The sequence below is a fragment of the Egbenema bharatensis FJBBOT/2019 genome (genome assembly GCF_048077055.1).
Classification (GTDB): domain Bacteria; phylum Cyanobacteriota; class Cyanobacteriia; order Elainellales; family Elainellaceae; genus Egbenema; species Egbenema bharatensis.
In genome coordinates this window covers 804,933-822,566 of record NZ_CP182236.1, presented here as the reverse complement: position 1 = coordinate 822,566, position 17,634 = coordinate 804,933, and the positions used below count along the sequence as shown (strand labels likewise).

The following is a 17,634-nucleotide window of genomic DNA, read 5'->3' as shown; positions in this document are numbered from 1 at the left end:
CAGTTGGGAATGGTAGATTGAAACAGTCTGTTTGAACAGTCTGTTTGAGTCGTTTGAGTTGCAAAGGGGGCTATAACCTTGTCAGTTTTTCCTATGCTGGTGGTGGTCGCTGAAGCGGGTCTCCTCATCGCCGCCCTGATTTTGCTCATTCCGATCGCAGTTCTATGGATAGAATGCGGTGTATCCGTTTTTTCCCGGACAAAACCTGACCGGGTCTCCTCCGCAGATAAACCCAGGATTGCTGTACTGGTTCCAGCCCATAACGAAGCCACGGGGATCCGTCCTGTCCTCCAGGGTTTGTTGGCTCAGTTAAGCAACGACGATCAGCTAGTGGTAATTGCGGATAACTGCACAGATGAAACCGCAGAAGTGGCGCGATCGACTGGCGCAACGGTGATTGAACGGCAGGATGAAACCCGTCGCGGCAAAGGCTATGCCCTGGATTATGGGATGCAGTTTCTCTCTGCTAACCCGCCCGATGTGGTCATCCTCATGGATGCAGACTGCCTCGCACAGCCCGGAGCACTCGCGCAGATCGCCCAGCAGGCAATCGCCACAAACCGTCCTGTACAAGCTCTGTACTTGATGGAGCAACCGGCTGACCCCAAACCCAAGGATGCCGTCTCAGCCCTGGCCTTTCTGGTGAAAAATCAGGTGCGCCCGACAGGGTTGACCCAGCTTAATTTACCCTGTTTGCTGACTGGAACCGGCATGGCCTTTCCCTGGCCCGTACTCCAGAAGGCAGCTTTGGCCAGTGGAAATATTGTAGAGGATATGCAGTTGGGTGTTGATCTGGCGATCGACGGCTACCCAGCTCAGTTCTGCGGTACGGCCAGAGTGACCGGACTTCTGCCTCAGCAGCAACACGCCGCCAAAAGCCAGCGGACTCGTTGGGAACATGGTCATTTACAAACGATCGTCACTCAAGTTCCCAAACTACTCAAAGCTGCCCTGATCCAACGTCGATTGGATTTGCTGGCCCTCGCCCTGGAACTCTCGGTGCCTCCCCTATCCCTCCTGGTCATGGGCTGGATCGCGCTCACTGGCTTAGCGGTGATTGCCGGACTCCTCGGAGCCTCCTGGCTCCCAACCCTCCTCCTCAGCCTTGCCGGGGGCATGATGATTGTAGCGGTGTTAGCAGGCTGGTTCCGCTTTGGGCGAACTGTCTTACCCGCTCAAACCTTACTATCCATCCCCTTGTATCTCCTCTGGAAAATTCCTCTCTACCTGGCATTTCTGTTTAAGCCACAAACCGAGTGGGTTCGCACCGATCGAGATGCGGTTGAGTAGGGAGTGGGGAGTAGGGAGTGGGGAGTAGGATAGGAAACTTCTACCCATCATCCATAGCGCAGGCATCTTGCCTGCCAGAAAACGATCGCCTCTGCCAGAAAACGATCGCTCCTACCCTACAATTTCCGAAACTCGCCTGCGGTGGGCAGTGCCCACCCTACAATTTGTCCCTATTCCCTATTCCCCACTCCCCATTCCCCCTTCTTTATCCCCTCTACAACAACTCAAAAGCATTCATAAAGAGAAAGTAAAGGAGGATGGCGATCGCTACGATTCGACTAGGGGAATTCGCTACGATGTTTGAGACTTGCATTGCAATCCCAGTTAATCGTGTGTGTAAATCCACTAATTTATAAATTCAGTGGGCGAGTTAATCAACAGATGGCTACAGTTCTAATTGTTTTTTCAACCATCTGAGTCTCAGTTGTTGTTGGTGATAGCAGAGAGATTTCATGCACGTAATTCCGACTGAAATTCCAGACGTTCTAGTTATTGAACCCCGTGTCTTTGGAGACGATCGAGGATTTTTCTTCGAGAGTTTTAATGAAAAAACCTTTAACGAAAAAACTGGAGCCAATGTCCGGTTTGTTCAAGACAATCATTCTCGTTCTGCCAAAAACGTGCTGCGAGGGTTGCACTACCAGATTGAGCAGGTGCAGGGAAAGTTAGTGCGGGTAGTTGCTGGAGCGATTTTCGATATTGCAGTCGATATTCGCAAAAGCTCACCGACCTTTGGGCTTTGGGTTAGTTGCGAGTTAAGTGCAGCCAACAAGCGGCAGCTTTGGGTTCCGGCTGGCTTTGCTCACGGCTTTGTTGCCCTGGAGGAGGGAACGGAGGTTTTGTATAAGACCACTGATTATTACGCGCCAGCCCATGAACGCTGTATTTTGTGGAATGATCCCGACCTGGCAATCGACTGGGGACTGACCGAAGACCCAATTCTCTCCGCCAAGGATCAAATCGGACAGACCTTGAGAACGGCTGAGGTGTATCCATGACACATATCTTACTGATTGGCAGTGGTGGTCAAGTTGGACAAGAATTACAGAAAACCTTACCTGCGATCGGAACAATCACTTGCATCAGTCGTCAAGAACTTGATCTGACTCAACTAGAACAGCTTCGTGAACTGATTCAGGAAACTAAACCTGATTTAGTTGTGAATGCAGCGGCTTATACTGCGGTTGATAAAGCAGAAGCAGAACCAGAATTAGCTAATCTGATCAATGGATCTGCGCCAACGGTGATGGCGGAAGCATCCCAGGCGATCGGAGCCACCCTAATTCATATTTCTACAGACTATGTGTTTGACGGCAATCTGAACACGCCCTATACCGAAACAGATACCCCTAATCCGATCGGAGCCTATGGCCGATCGAAGCTCCTGGGTGAACAGGGGATTCAGCAGGTTTATGAAAATTCTCCAGAGTTTCGCTATGCCATTATCAGAACCGCCTGGGTCTATGGCGCGTTGGGTAAAGGGAACTTCGTTAAAACCATGCTGCGGTTAGGGGCAGAGCGAGACGAGGTTAGGGTTGTCACCGATCAGGTTGGAACCCCCACCTGGGCAGGGGATATTGCAACAACCCTCACGACGCTATCAACGCACTTCTTATCCAATTCCTCAGACTCTCCCAACGGCATTTACCACTTTACCAACAGTGGTATCACAAGCTGGTACGATTTCGCGGTCGCCATTTTTGAAGAGGCTCAGGCGATCGGATTTCCGATTCAGCTTCAGCGAGTTGTTCCCATCACCACTCCAGAGTATCCCACCCCCACCAAGCGGCGGCCTATTCTGCCCTGGCCTGGCAGAAGATTGCTGCGCTGCTCCCATCCTATCCGCCCCACTGGCGGCAGGGCTTACGCCAAATGCTCACTGAACTTTACAAACTAACCTATGAAAGCAATTATTCTCTCCGGCGGTAAAGGGACTCGCCTGCGTCCTCTCACCTATACCGGGGCTAAACAACTGGTTCCCGTCGCCAATAAACCGATCCTCTGGTATGGCATTGAGTCGATCGTGGAGGCAGGCATTACGGAAATTGGCATCATCATCAGCCCGGAAACAGGGGAAGAGGTGAAGGCGAAAACCGGAAATGGCGATCGGTTTGGGGCAAAAATTACCTACATCCTGCAAGATCAGCCCGCCGGACTGGCCCACGCAGTTAAGATCGCCCAACCGTTCTTAGGAGATTCGCCCTTCGTCATGTACCTGGGAGATAACCTGGTGCAAAGTGAACTGGGTCTGTTTCTGGAACACTTCCACAGCCATCAACTGGATGCCCTGACCATGCTCTGTCCGGTGGAAAACCCCAGTGCCTTTGGGGTGGCGGAAGTCGATGAAAAGGGACGTTTGCTGCGGCTGGTGGAAAAACCCAAAGTTCCCCCTTCTAATCTGGCTCTGGTTGGGATCTACATTTTCTCCAATGCCATTCATGGGGCGATCGCCGCGATTCAGCCTTCTGCGAGAGGTGAACTGGAAATTACCGATGCCATTCAGACCTTAATTGAACAGCAAAAGGCGGTCGAAGCAAAGCAGATTCGCGGCTGGTGGCTGGATACCGGGAAGAAGGACGACCTGTTGGAAGCCAACCGGGTGATTCTGGACACCTGCTGTATGGAACCTAAAAACCAGGGTGAGATGGATGCCGATAGCAAAATCATTGGGCGAGTTCAGCTCGGCGCGGGAACAAAGGTGGTGAATTCAACCATTCGTGGCCCGGTGGTGATTGGTGATAATTGCCACATCGAAAACTGCTTCATTGGGCCGTACACCAGTATTGCCGATCAGGTGAAGATGGTCGATGTCGATCTGGAACACAGTGTCCTGCTGCAAGGGGCAACGGTCGAGGGCATCCATCACCGGATTGTCGATAGTTTGATTGGTCAACGCGCCCAGTTAAAGGAAGCTCCCAAACGACCGAAAGCCCTCCGCTTTATGGTGGGGGATGATTGTCAGATTGAATTGGCTTAGAAGCAGTGCTGAGTGCCAAATCGGAGGCGGCTACAGGACTCTGATCCCTGAAACATAGGCTTGCTCAACCCAAAATCATCAATCCCAAATACTAAAACCAGTACATCACCTATGACCGTCGAACAAACCTCTCTATCAAGAACACCCCGAAAAATTATCATTACTGGGGGAGCTGGATTTATTGGCTCAAACTTTGTCCATCATTGGTGTGCCACCTACCCTGGCGATCGCGTGGTCGTTTTAGATGCACTGACCTATGCGGGCAATCGCAATAATTTAGCTGACCTGGAAGGACGGGCCAACTTACGCTTTGTCCAGGGGGATATCTGCGATCGTCCCCTGATTGATCGGTTGCTTCAGGAAGAGCAGATTGACACGATCGCCCACTTTGCAGCTGAGTCCCATGTCGATCGATCGATTTTGGGCCCTGGTGAGTTTGTCCGAACTAACGTGGTTGGTACATTTACGCTGTTGGAAGCATTTCGGCAGCACTGGTTAAACAATGGACAGCCGATGGATTATCGCTTCCACCATGTTTCCACCGATGAGGTCTATGGCAGTCTGGATGAAACGGATCCCGGTTTTTCAGAAACGACACCCTACGCCCCCAACAGTCCCTACTCCGCATCTAAAGCAGGCAGTGATCATCTGGTGCGAGCCTACCATCACACCTACGGCTTACCAACGCTGATCACTAACTGCTCCAACAACTACGGGCCGTACCACTTCCCCGAAAAGCTGATTCCCTTGATGTGCATCAACATTCTGCTGGGCAAACCCTTGCCGGTATATGGCGATGGCCAGAATGTTCGGGATTGGCTGTATGTGGGCGATCACTGTAGTGCGCTGGATGTCGTGATTCATCGGGGTACGCCTGGCGAAACCTATAATATTGGCGGGAATAACGAGGTCAAAAACATCGATCTGGTGCATCAACTGTGTACGTTGATGGATGAACTGGCTCCTGAATTACCCGTGCGTCCAGCGGAAAGTTTGATCACCTTTGTCAAAGATCGTCCTGGACACGATCGCCGCTATGCGATCGATGCAACTAAAATTCGCACAGAGTTGGGCTGGACTCCTTCTGTCACCGTGGAAGAGGGTCTGCGCCTTACGGTGGAATGGTTCCTTTCCCATCAAGACTGGTGGCAGCCTTTATTGTCTCAAGAATATCAGGACTACTACCGCAAGGTTTATGCCTGAGGGACTGACGTAAGCACGATACTGGGAGAGAGATATGAGTTTGCAAATGCTCCGACTACAAGGTACACGCCGTATCATTGGCTTTATTGCCCTCTTTGGAGTGGCTTTACTACTGGCGATCGGTTTGTCTAGACCATCTGAGCCGCAAAATGCGATGGAACCCTCTACCTCTTCCAGTGGGCAAAATCCCACCGAGCTAATTGCTTCCAATGTGCCCGTTGACTGTTTAGAAAGTTCCACCAATGCCCCAGCGCGCCCCCTCTCTCTGGATGCCTTAGCCCTGGGAACGAACCTGTCCGGCATTGCTGATTGGTCTACCCAGCAGCCCTTTCTGGATGCCTTTAAGTCATCCCGCTCCTGGATTCCCCAGTGCGTTGCCGGTGAGCCAGGTTGTAACAGCGGCTGGTCAACGGATGAATACGATCGGCTGGATCTGGATGAACGGGGATGGGTGAAGTCTTTGCCAGCGGCGAGTGATCCAGTGGAATACACCCGCGTCGGGACGTTGATGTTCCGGGAAATTCAGGGACAGTATCCCGGCGGACAGTATGTGGTACTGTACGACGGTGAGGGCACGATCGAGTATAGTCTTGATGCCCAGAAGGACTCAGCCGCTTCCCGTCCGGGTCGGGATATTATCAATGTCTCTCCCTCCGACAATGGGATTCTGCTCCAAATCACGGCAACTGATCCAAATCGTACAGGGAATTACATTCGGAATATCCACGTCGTCCCAGTGGAATACGAAACGACTTTCCAGACGGAAATCTTCAATCCCGTTTTCCTCGATCGCACCCGGCAATTCACTGCCCTCCGGTTTATGGACTGGATGAGTACCAATAATTCTGAACAAGGGGAGTGGGCCAATCGCGCCAGGGTGGATGATGCCAGCTATGCCCGTGGTAAAGGTGTTCCCGTTGAAGTCATGGTGGCCCTGGCCAATCGCCTGGGAGCCAACCCCTGGTTTACCATGCCCCACCAGGCAACCGATGAATACATGGCCAACTTTGCCCATCAGGTGAAGACCTGTCTCAACCCTCAGCTCAAAGCCTACGTCGAGTTTTCCAACGAAGTTTGGAACTGGCAATTCCAGCAAGCCCACTACGCCCTGGAACAAGGAAAAGCCCGCTGGGGAGAGGATAAAGGGGATGCGTATATGCAGTGGTATGGGATGCGGACAGCCCAAATGTCGGATATCTGGAAGCAGGTCTTCGCAGATCAACCCGATCGCGTGGTTTCCATCATCTCTACACAAACGGGATGGCTGGGGTTAGAAACCAGTGCTCTGGATTGCTCCCTGTGGGTGGCAGAAGGCAATCGACCCTGCTATCAACACGGCATTGATGCCTACGCGATTACGGGCTATTTTTCAGGAAGACTCTCATCCAGTGAATCGAAGAGTGCGATCGAATCCTGGATGGCTAACAGCGATGGTGGGTTTAATCAGGCCATCACCCAAATTAAGCAGGGGAGTGTCCTGGATACCGATCCCCATGACGATACGCTGCTGGGATTGAGCACCTCCTTCCAGTATCATCAAAAAGTAGCTCAAGACAAGGGCTTAAAATTAGTGGCCTACGAAGGCGGACAACACCTGGTACAGTCAGACGATGATCGGATCACCGAATTCTTCATCGAACTGAATCGACAACCCGCCATGTACGACGTTTACATGGATATGCTGGAACGTTGGAAGCAGGAAGAGGGAACGCTGTTTATGCATTTTTCGGACATTTCCCAGCCAAGCCGTTGGGGCAGTTGGGGCGCTTTGGAATACGTCGAGCAGGAACGTTCGCCAAAATTCGATGCAATCACTGACTTTATTGAACGCAATGGGCTGGGAGGTTAACCATGAGTCGAGTCGGTGTGGTTGCCATCGGACGGAATGAGGGAGAGCGGTTACGTCAATGCCTGACCTCTGCGATCGCCCAGCAGGCGGCTCAGGTGGTGTATGTGGACTCCGGTTCCACGGATGGCAGTGGCGTAATGGCTCGCTCCCTGGGGGTAGAGGTCATAGAACTGGATCTGACGATTCCCTTTACGGCTGCTCGGGCCCGCAATGCTGGATTCGCCCGGTTGATGGAGCTGAATCCCACGCTGGAATTCGTGCAGTTTGTCGATGGAGACTGTGAACTGGTGGCAGGATGGCTCGATCGCGCTCAGCAAGAGTTAGATGCCCACCCAGAAGTGGCGGTCGTTTGCGGTCGGCGACGGGAACGGTATCCTGAGCAATCCATCTACAACCGACTCTGCGATCTGGAATGGGATACACCGATCGGAGCAGCCAAGGCTTGCGGGGGGGATGCCCTGATGCGGGTGGCGGTAGTGCAGCAAGTAGGGGGCTTTAACCCAACGCTGATTGCGGGCGAAGAACCCGAACTCTGTGTGCGAATTCGGCAGCAGGGATGGAAAATTTGGCGGATTGATGCGGAGATGACCCTGCATGATGCCCAGATGATGCACTTTAGCCAGTGGTGGAAACGATTTCTACGGGCGGGTCATGCCTATGCAGAGGGGGCTTATTTGCACGGCCGCAGTCCAGAACAGCACTGGGTTAAGGAAAGTCGTAGCATCTGGCTCTGGGGGTTGTTGATTCCTTTGGGGGCGATCGGCTTAAGTGGATTCACTCACGGCTGGAGTTTACTGATCCTGGCGGCTTATCCCCTGACTACTTACCGGGTCTATCAGTATGGTTCCCAACGCGGCTTGAAACCCAAAGATGCCGGACTTTATGCCCTTTCCTGCGTGATCGGCAAATTTCCGAATGTTTTGGGACAAATCAAGTTTTACTGGAACCGCTGGCGTGGCAAAACCAATCAACTGATTGAGTATAAATAATCTCCTCAGGGTTGGCGCAGGCGGGATGGCGGAAAATAGGAGAGCATCCGTCCCAGTCAAATCAGAGGAGTCATCAACCCATGTTGCAGTTTTACTATGCGCCGCTGTCGGTCAATGCCCGGCGAGTTTGGATGGCACTCTTGGAAAAACAAATTCCATTTGAACCGATCCAGCTCAACTTAGACGGGGATCAATTCTCGGCTGAATTTACTGCCATTAATCCACTGCAACGGGTTCCTGCGATCGTTGACGATGGACTGCGGATCGTAGAGTCGTTCGCTATCCTGGATTACCTGGAAGCCAAATATCCACTACCTGCCCTGTTGCCCCAAGACCTCGAAGCACTGGCGATCGCCCGGATGGTTGCCATGATTTCGCTAACAGAGTTGCAGCCTGCCACCCTGCCCCTGATCAAACAACTGGTCGGATTAACCGTCGCTGCTGAAACCCTGGAAAAGGCGGAGCAACGCATCATCACCGTGTTGCAATTTTTTGAAACGTTACTGGTCGATCGCCCCTATTTCGCAGGCGCATTTTCCCTGGCGGATATCGTAGCGGGAACCCTCGTTCCTTCAGTGGCAATGTTTGGCATCGCACTGGATGCTTATCCGAGGCTGAATCCCTGGCTGGAACGCCTGTCGCAGCGGGATAGTTTTCAACAAACCGCACCCACTCCAAAACAGATTCAGGCAGCCCTGCCCAACATCAGAAAAATTTTGGAAGCGCGATAAGGACAGAGGCAAAATCGGGAGCATATCACTTTTGTCGCCCTCACCCTAAATCCCTCTCCCAAAGGGCGAGGGACTTCGATCCGGTTCCCCTTCTCCCCGCTTGGGAGAAGGGGTTAGGGGATGAGGGTTAGACTTGCAAAAGTGACATGCTCCCGGTAAAACCCCGCTAGCCCCAATCCTCAGCCCCATCCACAGGAGCAATTTCGCTCCATCGATAATCCAGATACTCAGCTAATCTCAACACCGCAGAGTTCCAGGTTTCTCGTTGCAAAACATATTGATCCGCCGCCTGCTCGATATCGGAACTTGTCTCAATGCCTGCCGCTTTCAGCTTTTCCATAGCTTGATAAAAACGTTTCCGCCACATCTGTTTTGAAGGTTGAAAAACAGTCGAAAAACACTCAGGTACGAACGAGGACTCCAGATCTGAAATACATTGTTTTCCGCCCATTGCTAGTTCCCTGACGGATGCAGAATGGACGAAGGAAGCGTAGCTTTCTGGCCAAAGCAGAGTGAATCAGCGTCGCCGTGTCCATGACTAGAAACAGGATTCGACCCAGAGCATAATGGGATTCTTGAAACCGGAAATAGCCCAAAGCCGCGTAATTATGCTGTGCCTCGATCAGGGTTAAGACTTGTTGAGCCGTATTGCTAATCGTTTGTTCGGCACTGCTCCCAAACTGACCTCCTGAACTTAATCCAATCAAGAGTTCCGTTGCATCCGCTGTTGCGGCAGTCCGATAGTGTAAGCTCGAAGCAAAACTGTTGCGCTGAATCAGTTGGCTATAGACAGACATAAAGAAGGTCAGCGTCATGGTGACAACGGAAAAACCTAGAATTGCCTGTAGAATCATCAACAGCCGGTAAACACCCGTTTGGGGAACAATGTCTCCTGTGCCTAAGGTAGATAGGGAAAACCCGCTGTAGTAAAGGGCTGTAATAAAATCGGTGGGCGTTGCTCCGGTTTCCATTTGGATTCCGGCCCCAAAGCGGGCCAATAGATGAGCGCGAAGCCCGTCAGCATTAAGATGATCCAGGTGGCAACGATCGCTACAAGCAACGTAGGGCCCATAAAAGCGTATAACTTCCGTCCAGGAGGAAGGTAGCGAACGATCGTCTTAAAGAACCACCACAACCCCCGGCTCAGAGGAACACTCAGTAAGTTCCTTTGATCTCCTCTGAGAAACAATACGGTTAAGTAAATGTCGCTAATGCTGAGAAGTACCAGTACTGTTCCCACAAGTCGTGTGAACCAGTCCATATTTTGATCCTTCGATTAAGCCGTCAAGGATTCAATCCTCCCCTTTCTTGCAGGATTTAGCATCTCAAATTCGGATGAACTAGGGTTGAGGTGGGTTGAGCTTAGAGTCCGATTGCGCTGCTGAGATTGATTGCGCTGCTGAGATTGATTGCGTCGCCAAAATCGATCGCGCTTCTTCTAATAAACTATTTTCCTCCTGGTGAATAGATTCAATCCGACTCAGGATGATGGCAAGCCGTTCCGCTGAACTGTCCGGTTGGGGGATAGGGGCGATCGTAAATTTGGGATTAAAGGGTAGCTTGAATAGGGCCACTAAACCCATGAACGTCCATTGCACAAACTTCAGCGGCAGCCGCAGAATGGTTAGCCAAATTGCCTCCGTCAGATGCGCGACGGCTGAAATCAGTCCCAGGAACAACAGGAGCGACAATATCACCAGTCCCAACAGTACAACTGGATGGGTCAATAGCCAGTTCCAGATTGGATGCGCGAACAGCCAGTCTTGAATGGGGGCTGTCACCGAATTCATGAGTTGCTGCAAGAGCCGATGACTCAGTATTTGCTCAATATCCATAGGAGTTCCGCCAGTCCGGTGTTGCTGAACGACCATCATGAGACGACCGTAGTAATTCGATCGTACCCAGAAGCGAATTCACCGAACCACGCCGGATCAATTAACTTCTTGGCAAGCGGGGCTGATGAAACTTTACTAACATCCCCACTTCAAACCCCAGTGATTTGGTAGCTTGATAGACATGGAAACTGTACTGGCTGGTCGATATTCCTTCATCAGGCCACTGGGCGGTGGGGGGTTTGGGCAAACGTTCCTGGCAACCGATCGCCACTTGCCGGGACAGCCCATTTGCGTTGTGAAACAATTGAAACCGCGATCGAAGGCTGGAGATACTCTAAAAATTGCGAAACGGCTGTTTGACCAGGAAGCAGCCACGCTCTATCGATTGGGAAATCATGACCAGATTCCGCGACTGTTAGCCCATTTTGAGCAAGCAGGGGAGTTTTATTTAGTTCAGGATCATGTTGAAGGTGCGTCTTTGCAGGAGGAACTGGCACGACGGGGGCATTTGAAGGAACCAGAAGTCGTCTCCCTGGTGCGGGATCTACTGGAAGTTCTGACTTTTGTGCATCAGCAGAACGTGATTCATCGGGATATCAAACCCTCCAACATCATCCATCGCCAGTCCGATCGCCGCTTTGTGCTGATTGATTTTGGAGCCGTTAAACAAGTCACTGCCCATACGGGAGCGGTTGGACAAACATCCCTGACTGTGGTGGTCGGTTCTCCAGGATATATCCCTCCCGAACAGCTTGCTTCGCGGCCACACTTTAGCAGTGATTTGTACGCTCTGGGAATAGTTGCTCTCCAGTCCTTGAGTGGCATTCCGGCGATCGAATTGCCCAGAGATTTAGAAACAGGGGAAATTTGCTGTGCGGCCTTGGGCGATCGGTTATCGATTTCCCCGGATCTGGCTACCTTTCTGGATACCCTGGTGCGTTATGACTACCGCCATCGCTATCCCACCGCGGCCCATGCCCTGGCAGACTGCCAATCCCTCTATCCGATCGCTGGATCTGAGAGTCTCGATCGGTTGGTTGATTTAGCCCCAACGCCCACCGTTCCCAAAACTCTTCAAGCTGAAACTCTGCCTCCTGTTGCCCATCCCACTTTGATCCAGCGGTTATCCCAATCTCCCCTCTCCTCCGACTCCCGCAGACCTTACTTTCCTGCAACGTCTCGCTCCGACCTCTCCAGCCAGGAATATCGCAACCGTCAGGCTTTGCTGAACAAGGTAAAAAATTTTTGGGTGAAGGGAGTTCTGGAAGCCTCCTTGCAGGATCAGGTGTTGATTGTATTGGGACTGGAAGCGCAATCGAATGCCATTTCTCCCCCCTGGAATGTAGCAATTGCAGCGAATCCTCCCCTGAATGAGCTATCTCCGGGAACACGCATCAGCTCAATTTTTGACCAGATGGGAACGGGGCGATCGCTCCTGATTTTGGGAGAACCCGGTGCAGGTAAGACCACAACTCTTTTGCAACTGGCGCGAGATTTGATTGCGCGGGCGGAGCAGGATGTGACTCACCTGATTCCAGTAGTTCTAAACCTCTCATCCTGGATAGGTTCCCATCAACCCATCGCCCATTGGGTGGTGGAAGAATTAAATATCAAATATCAAGTTCCCAGGCGCGTGGGTCAGGCATGGGTGGAACAGCAACAGTTGCTATTGCTGCTGGATGGGTTAGATGAAGTGCGATCGGACTATCGAGAGGCTTGTGTCGTCGCCATCAATCAGTTTCAGCAAGAATACAGCACCGAGCTGGTCGTATGCAGCCGGAGCCGAGACTATGAGGCTTTATCCCATCGTCTGAAGGTGCAGGTTGCGGTTTGTCTGCGATCGCTCACCTCCGAGCAAATTCACTATTATCTGGACAGCCTCAGTACCAATCTATCGGGACTGAAGCAATTACTTCAGGATCAAATTCTGCTGGAACTTGCCCAGTCACCCCTTTTATTGAACCTGATGGTGTTAGCCTATCAGGGCATTGCTGTAGAGGATTTACCCCAAACTGAGGTATTAGCCGAACGCCGCAGCCAGGTATTTGATGCCTACATCGATCGCATGTTTCAACGGCGGGGCAACGCCCATCCCTATTCGCGGCCGCAGACCCTTCACTGGCTAAACTGGCTGGCCCGACAGATGATTTGCCATTCCCAAACGATCGTTTTGATTGAACGGCTACAACGCAGTTGGTTACAAACCTTCAGACAGCGATTGTTCTATACCCTGATCAGCACATCAATCATTAGCCTCATCCTGGGATTAATCTACGGAATTGCAACAGCGGTTTCCTTTGGCATCCAGCGGGGTATGGCGATCGGACTGCTAACCTGGGCTGCCAGCAATATCCTCCAGGCGATCGTAGTCTGGTTTGTGGTGGAGGTCGAGCGGATGCCAGTGAGTGCCAGGCAAAGTGTCCTGCAAAGGTTTGCCTACAGCGTTGGAGCGGGCATTATCCTGGGCATCAGTACGGGCATGATTGTGGTGATCGATCGAGGGGTTCTCCTGGGAATTGCCGTTGGTTGGGTGAGTGGTGTGATTGGAGGAGTTGCCGATTGGTTTACAGGCAGCAGGTTTACCCGGAATGCCCTGGGATTGACTGAAACTCTGAAATGGTCGTGGCCGCGGATCAGGAGGAATCTAGTGTTTTGGCTACCGATCGGCATTACAACCGGACTGGCGTTTCACGGGCTGGGACTCTTGAATCAGAATTGGATCATTAGTTTGATCAGCGGAGCCGTCACTGGAGCGGTTGCAGGGGTGGCCACTGGACTGGATGCCAGTTCGGAAATTGAAACCAAAACCAGACCCAATCAAGGGATTCGGCAATCCGCTAAAAATTGCCTGTTGATTGCTTGTATGACAACTCCTGCCCTGATGCTGTCCGCTATTGTCCTGTCTGTCCCGCTTTATATTGCAATTATCTATGGCGTGTTAATTAGCCTGAACCTGGGTGGGTCTGCCTGTGTGGTTCATGCGTCCCTGCGGCTCACCTTCTGGCTCGATCGCCGGATGCCCTGGAATGATGCCAGGTTCCTAGATCATGCAACCCAACTCACGTTTTTACAAAAAGTGGGGGGTGGCTACATTTTTGTACATCGGTTGCTCATGGAACACTTTGCCAGAAAACAAGTTTAAAGCACAGGTTTAAAACAGAAATCTCAGGGCAAACCCGTAGATTTACCCTGAGTCAGGCGTTCGGAATCGATGAACATCGATTAGGAGTCGTACAGAAACAATCAGGATTCATCCAGGATGCGATCAGGACTCAATCAGGACTCGATCAAGAACCGATCGGATTCAATCGGGATCTACCCAGGATGCGATCCAGAAACAATCACGTTCTACTGCTGAGGCGATTCTGAGGTGGGAGCGGGCTGAGAATTCTCTGCTTCTGAGGAAGCACCTGAGCCGGGTGCATTCACTTCGGGAATATTCACTTCGGGGACATTAATATTCACTTCGGGAGGCTGAACCTGAGGAGCTTGCGGTTCGGGCACTTCAATGTTGATGTTGGGCGATTGGGGTTGGGGAGCTTGCGGTTCGCTCTGGCGGTTTGTAACGAAAAAGACTGCACCGATCGCAGTAATTGCGGCAAGAAATAACACAATTATCAATGCTGTGTTGGTACTGGCCGTATTCCGGGAAATTTCAGCATCACGGCGCAGTTCACGTTCATACAGTTCTCGTTCAGTTCTTCTATCCATTGTTCTGGCTAAACCTCATCTAAAAGTTACTTTTCAATCCCCGATCAGCTCGATCGCTTCAACATTGCACGCTTCAACATTGCACGCTTCAACATTGCACGCTTCAACATTGCAATGTCAAAACTGTCTCCATTTAGACCCAACTAGCAATTGCAACTTCAGTAGATGCGACTTCATCCAATGTATTTTTCCTGACAATCAATCGGTTCTACCAAAGGATAGACAACTGCAAATCTCAAGATAGATTTGAATCGATTAAAACCCTACAGGCGCGATCGAGTTTACAGGGAAGATGGCATCCAGCTTTGATCTCAGCCACTTCAGTGCCGTGAATTATTATCCTGGAGGGGGGCATAGCCAGTCTAAAAGCACTCTTGTAAGCTCAGTTTGTGTCAGTCATGAATCGATCGCTGATTCAGTCGATCGGTGATTTTTAATGTGTTTGAGGAGCGATAAATCATGAAAGTTTTAGTCTCAGGGATTGCAGTCAGCCTTCTGTTTGCAGGCGGAATCGGGATCGCCAACGCCCAAACTGAATTCACATCACCGAATGCAGATGTCCCTTTTTTGGGAGTCGATGGGGTCTTTACGCTAGATATCAGTGAGCCAGCATCGCTACACGATCCCCGGAATCCGGCTCGGATTGAATTTGAAGAAATGGAGCGATTCTCCTTCTATCGTGACTTCGAGGGACAGCAACCGATCGCTGAAAACTGTGAATACACTTATCAGGGATCGGCTCCTGACCCGTTTTACTATCCTGAATTCCAGTCCTCCATCTGGGATTTGTTTGAGCTAAATCCTGGCAACGATGCCTGTAGCGGCTTCCAATACGTGATTCTCCGCGCTCCCCACGGCGACCCAATTCATATGCATTTTCGCTACGGAGGGCAGGATGCCAGCTTTGAATCTCTCCTGGCCATGAGTCTAGAAGAAGCGTCTGGCGAGATCGAACTGAACCCCTGGTGGAGTTTATACTGTGCGGAGGGAGTCACGGCTTGCGACTAGGGTTTGAAGTTCAGACAGATCGATGGACATACCCATTTGCGATCGGTTAAATCCATCGAAAGGAATAGATTGGTGAATTTAAGAGGGCAGATTGATGAGTCGTTTGCAGCAAATCTTTCTAGCATCGCTGATGGCGATCGGTTTTGCCAGTGCCGGATTCGCCCATGATGTTGGACTCCGGGCAATGTGCGGGTGCAGTCCTCCAGCGGAGAAACCGTCACCTACTCATCCGACAACCTACCGACGGGTGCCCAGGTGACTGCCGTTGAGATCGTCGCCTACTACAGCACCGGGGAACCCATGTCCGACTGCCAGGTACAGGTCTTTGCTCCAGACGATCGCTCTGCCCCCTGGAGAACCGGACAGTGTGATGCCCAGGGCAACTATCGGTTCACGCCGGATCTCTCGAAGCGAGGACGCTGGACGGTCAGGGTAGAATCTCCAGGACACAGCAATTTCATCGACATTCTGATTTAGTTAGTCTGATTCAGAAATGCAAATTTGATTCTTAAACTCTTGTGGGGTGGGCATCTTGCCCGCCCAGTCAGCAGATCTGAATTCAGCTACTCTGAGGGGGTAGTTGGGTTGGCAAATTGTTGATTGGACTTTTGATCCAACCGATGGAACTGCTCCAGGGCAGCCTTTTCCCTGGCTCGTTGCAGATAGGGTTGCAACCGGGGCAGATCCCAGCCCGTTAGGAGACTCAAGTTTTCAGCGGTGACTCCCCGCATCAGCATTTCAATACACCAGGTTTGCTGGGCCTGCTCGATCGTCGGGGGATGTCCAGCGGCAGTAAGAAACTCATCGGCGATCGTCTGCCACTGTAAGCGAATTTCGACTTCTGAACGGGGATGCCCCGCATCGTTAAGGAATAGCGCAGATTGATCATCTTTCCGGCTTTTGAGCCATTGCAGTAGGGGATGTTGATTCCGAGAACCATAGCGTTTTCCCAGAATCCACTGGTTTAAGGGAACCTGCTGGATGGTGCCCCGGTTCACCTGCAACAGGTTTTGCTGTCCATCGCTGATCAGGTGCGATCGTTGTAATCCAACGATTTCTGCTGGGTTTAATCCCGATGCAAACAGCACGTAGACCAGGGCATACTCCTGTAAGCCTAGTTTTCGGGCGCGGCGTAAGATTTGATGCACCAGGGTAGCAGGCAAATCGGCAATGACTTCAGAGGGAGCAGAACGCTCGGTTAATTCAACCCGACCAACTCCAGGCGATCGATGTTGAGGAGAGTCTGAAGATTCTGGTGTGGGCAAAGCCATCCCCCAAAGCAGCAGTTCAACTAAATCATGCAAAAACTCATCTCGATCGCGCCAAAGATCCGCCGCTTCACTCGTCAGTTCCAGTACCGCATAGCCCAACAGCAGGACATTGAGCAAGCTGGCTAACGTAGTCGGGGAAATGCGGACTGCATCATCTTCACCCTTTAACCCAGGACGGTTAAACACGGTAGCGAAGTACTGCGCCGTTCCCTGATTCACCTGATAAATACCCCGACCGATCGCTTGACGGCTCTCTGGGGGGTACTTTCCCGCTTCACCAATCAGCGATCGAACAAATTCTGGCGATTGATCCAGCAGTTGCAGACAGGTGGCGGCATACTCCCTCAAGGCTTCAGGGACGTTATCCAAATGATTCGCCTGCTGTCCCAGGGATTCCCCCAAGCGATTAAACACCTCAGCATCTTCGATCGTGGCTAACAGCAAATTGTGCTTGTTCCCAAACTTCCGAAACAGCGTTACTTCATTCACCTCTGCCAGATCCGCAATCTGCCGAGTAGTAGTTTCGGTGATCCCCTGAGCGGCAAAGAGTTGCAGAGCTGCCTGGATCAAACGCTGGCGGGTGGAATTTTGCTGAGGACTCATAGATCAAGCACAAAATGTAAGTAGCACTTGCACATTTTCGGCAACTGCTGTTAAAATTGCAATGTAAGTAATACTTGCATTTTCTACTGTAGCAGAAGAAATCTGCTGTAAGGGCGCACAGCAGTGCGCCCCCTACCGGGTACGATATTTGCCGCATCCCCTTAACT

General features: G+C 51.5%; 18 protein-coding genes and 1 pseudogene. 13 read left to right on the top strand and 6 right to left on the bottom strand.

The annotated features are described in order from the left end of the window. Positions 1-78: 78 nt before the first annotated feature. From ACM1PF_RS03760 to ACM1PF_RS03720, 9 genes and pseudogenes are all read left to right on the top strand, one after another. A complete protein-coding gene (locus tag ACM1PF_RS03760; RefSeq protein WP_416672412.1) occupies positions 79-1,290 on the top strand; it encodes a glycosyltransferase family 2 protein in 1,212 nt (403 codons plus the stop codon). Positions 1,291-1,357: 67 nt separating this feature from the next. Then, a complete protein-coding gene (locus ACM1PF_RS03755) occupies positions 1,358-1,594 on the top strand; it encodes a hypothetical protein (RefSeq protein ID WP_416672411.1) in 237 nt (78 codons plus the stop codon). Positions 1,595-1,742: 148 nt separating this feature from the next. Beyond that, positions 1,743-2,288, top strand: a complete 546-nt coding sequence (rfbC, locus tag ACM1PF_RS03750) for a dTDP-4-dehydrorhamnose 3,5-epimerase (protein ID WP_416672410.1) — start codon at positions 1,743-1,745, stop codon at positions 2,286-2,288. Further along, a pseudogene (gene rfbD / locus ACM1PF_RS03745) lies at positions 2,285-3,219 on the top strand (dTDP-4-dehydrorhamnose reductase). Before rfbC ends, rfbD begins: the two are co-directional and overlap by 4 nt. Further along, on the top strand, positions 3,191-4,267 hold the full coding sequence (locus ACM1PF_RS03740; protein WP_416672408.1) for a glucose-1-phosphate thymidylyltransferase: 1,077 nt from the start codon (positions 3,191-3,193) through the stop codon (positions 4,265-4,267). The pseudogene rfbD and the gene ACM1PF_RS03740 overlap by 29 nt, the downstream one beginning before the upstream one ends. A gap of 111 nt (positions 4,268-4,378) precedes the next feature. Further along, positions 4,379-5,470, top strand: coding sequence for a dTDP-glucose 4,6-dehydratase (gene rfbB, locus ACM1PF_RS03735; RefSeq protein ID WP_416672406.1), 1,092 nt, complete (start codon positions 4,379-4,381; stop codon positions 5,468-5,470). A gap of 46 nt (positions 5,471-5,516) precedes the next feature. After that, positions 5,517-7,319, top strand: coding sequence for a cellulose-binding protein (locus tag ACM1PF_RS03730; RefSeq protein ID WP_416672405.1), 1,803 nt, complete (start codon positions 5,517-5,519; stop codon positions 7,317-7,319). Between the two features lie 2 nt (positions 7,320-7,321). Then, entirely contained in the window at positions 7,322-8,308 is a 987-nt protein-coding gene (locus ACM1PF_RS03725) for a glycosyltransferase family 2 protein (RefSeq protein ID WP_416672403.1), read from the top strand. Between the two features lie 80 nt (positions 8,309-8,388). Then, the gene (locus tag ACM1PF_RS03720) at positions 8,389-9,039 is read left to right on the top strand and encodes a glutathione S-transferase family protein (RefSeq protein ID WP_416672401.1); all 651 of its coding nucleotides are present in this window, start codon (positions 8,389-8,391) and stop codon (positions 9,037-9,039) included. 166 nt (positions 9,040-9,205) lie between these two features. Here ACM1PF_RS03720 and ACM1PF_RS03715 read toward each other — a convergent pair whose 3' ends face one another. The 4 genes from ACM1PF_RS03715 to ACM1PF_RS03700 form a co-directional block, all read right to left on the bottom strand. Next, positions 9,206-9,379: a hypothetical protein gene (locus ACM1PF_RS03715; RefSeq protein ID WP_416672400.1), complete on the bottom strand. Its 174-nt coding sequence runs from the start codon at positions 9,377-9,379 to the stop codon at positions 9,206-9,208. Positions 9,380-9,440: 61 nt separating this feature from the next. Then, a complete protein-coding gene (locus ACM1PF_RS03710; RefSeq protein WP_416672399.1) occupies positions 9,441-10,010 on the bottom strand; it encodes a potassium channel family protein in 570 nt (189 codons plus the stop codon). Further along, positions 9,938-10,300 (bottom strand): hypothetical protein, encoded by a 363-nt coding sequence (locus tag ACM1PF_RS03705; RefSeq protein ID WP_416672398.1) that lies wholly within the window; start codon positions 10,298-10,300, stop codon positions 9,938-9,940. The genes ACM1PF_RS03710 and ACM1PF_RS03705 overlap by 73 nt, the downstream gene beginning before the upstream one ends. A gap of 79 nt (positions 10,301-10,379) precedes the next feature. Continuing rightward, positions 10,380-10,913: a hypothetical protein gene (locus ACM1PF_RS03700; protein ID WP_416672397.1), complete on the bottom strand. Its 534-nt coding sequence runs from the start codon at positions 10,911-10,913 to the stop codon at positions 10,380-10,382. 142 nt (positions 10,914-11,055) lie between these two features. Between ACM1PF_RS03700 and ACM1PF_RS03695 the strand changes: the two genes are divergently transcribed. Then, on the top strand, positions 11,056-14,016 hold the full coding sequence (locus ACM1PF_RS03695) for a protein kinase domain-containing protein (protein ID WP_416672395.1): 2,961 nt from the start codon (positions 11,056-11,058) through the stop codon (positions 14,014-14,016). A gap of 206 nt (positions 14,017-14,222) precedes the next feature. Here ACM1PF_RS03695 and ACM1PF_RS03690 read toward each other — a convergent pair whose 3' ends face one another. Further along, complete coding sequence (locus ACM1PF_RS03690; RefSeq protein ID WP_416672393.1) at positions 14,223-14,585, bottom strand: hypothetical protein; 363 nt, start codon at positions 14,583-14,585, stop codon at positions 14,223-14,225. Between the two features lie 459 nt (positions 14,586-15,044). Here ACM1PF_RS03690 and ACM1PF_RS03685 point away from each other — a divergent pair, with 459 nt between their 5' ends. From ACM1PF_RS03685 to ACM1PF_RS03675, 3 genes are all read left to right on the top strand, one after another. Next, the gene (locus ACM1PF_RS03685) at positions 15,045-15,593 is read left to right on the top strand and encodes a hypothetical protein (RefSeq protein WP_416672391.1); all 549 of its coding nucleotides are present in this window, start codon (positions 15,045-15,047) and stop codon (positions 15,591-15,593) included. 94 nt (positions 15,594-15,687) lie between these two features. Next, positions 15,688-15,852, top strand: a complete 165-nt coding sequence (locus ACM1PF_RS03680; protein ID WP_416672389.1) for a hypothetical protein — start codon at positions 15,688-15,690, stop codon at positions 15,850-15,852. Further along, positions 15,849-16,070 (top strand): hypothetical protein, encoded by a 222-nt coding sequence (locus ACM1PF_RS03675; RefSeq protein ID WP_416672387.1) that lies wholly within the window; start codon positions 15,849-15,851, stop codon positions 16,068-16,070. The genes ACM1PF_RS03680 and ACM1PF_RS03675 overlap by 4 nt, the downstream gene beginning before the upstream one ends. A gap of 86 nt (positions 16,071-16,156) precedes the next feature. Here the strand turns inward: ACM1PF_RS03675 and ACM1PF_RS03670 are convergent, their stop codons facing one another. Continuing rightward, positions 16,157-17,467 carry a TetR family transcriptional regulator gene (locus tag ACM1PF_RS03670; protein WP_416672385.1) on the bottom strand — a complete coding sequence of 437 codons (1,311 nt, stop codon included), beginning with the start codon at positions 17,465-17,467 and terminating at the stop codon, positions 16,157-16,159. Between the last annotated feature and the right edge of the window lie 167 nt (positions 17,468-17,634).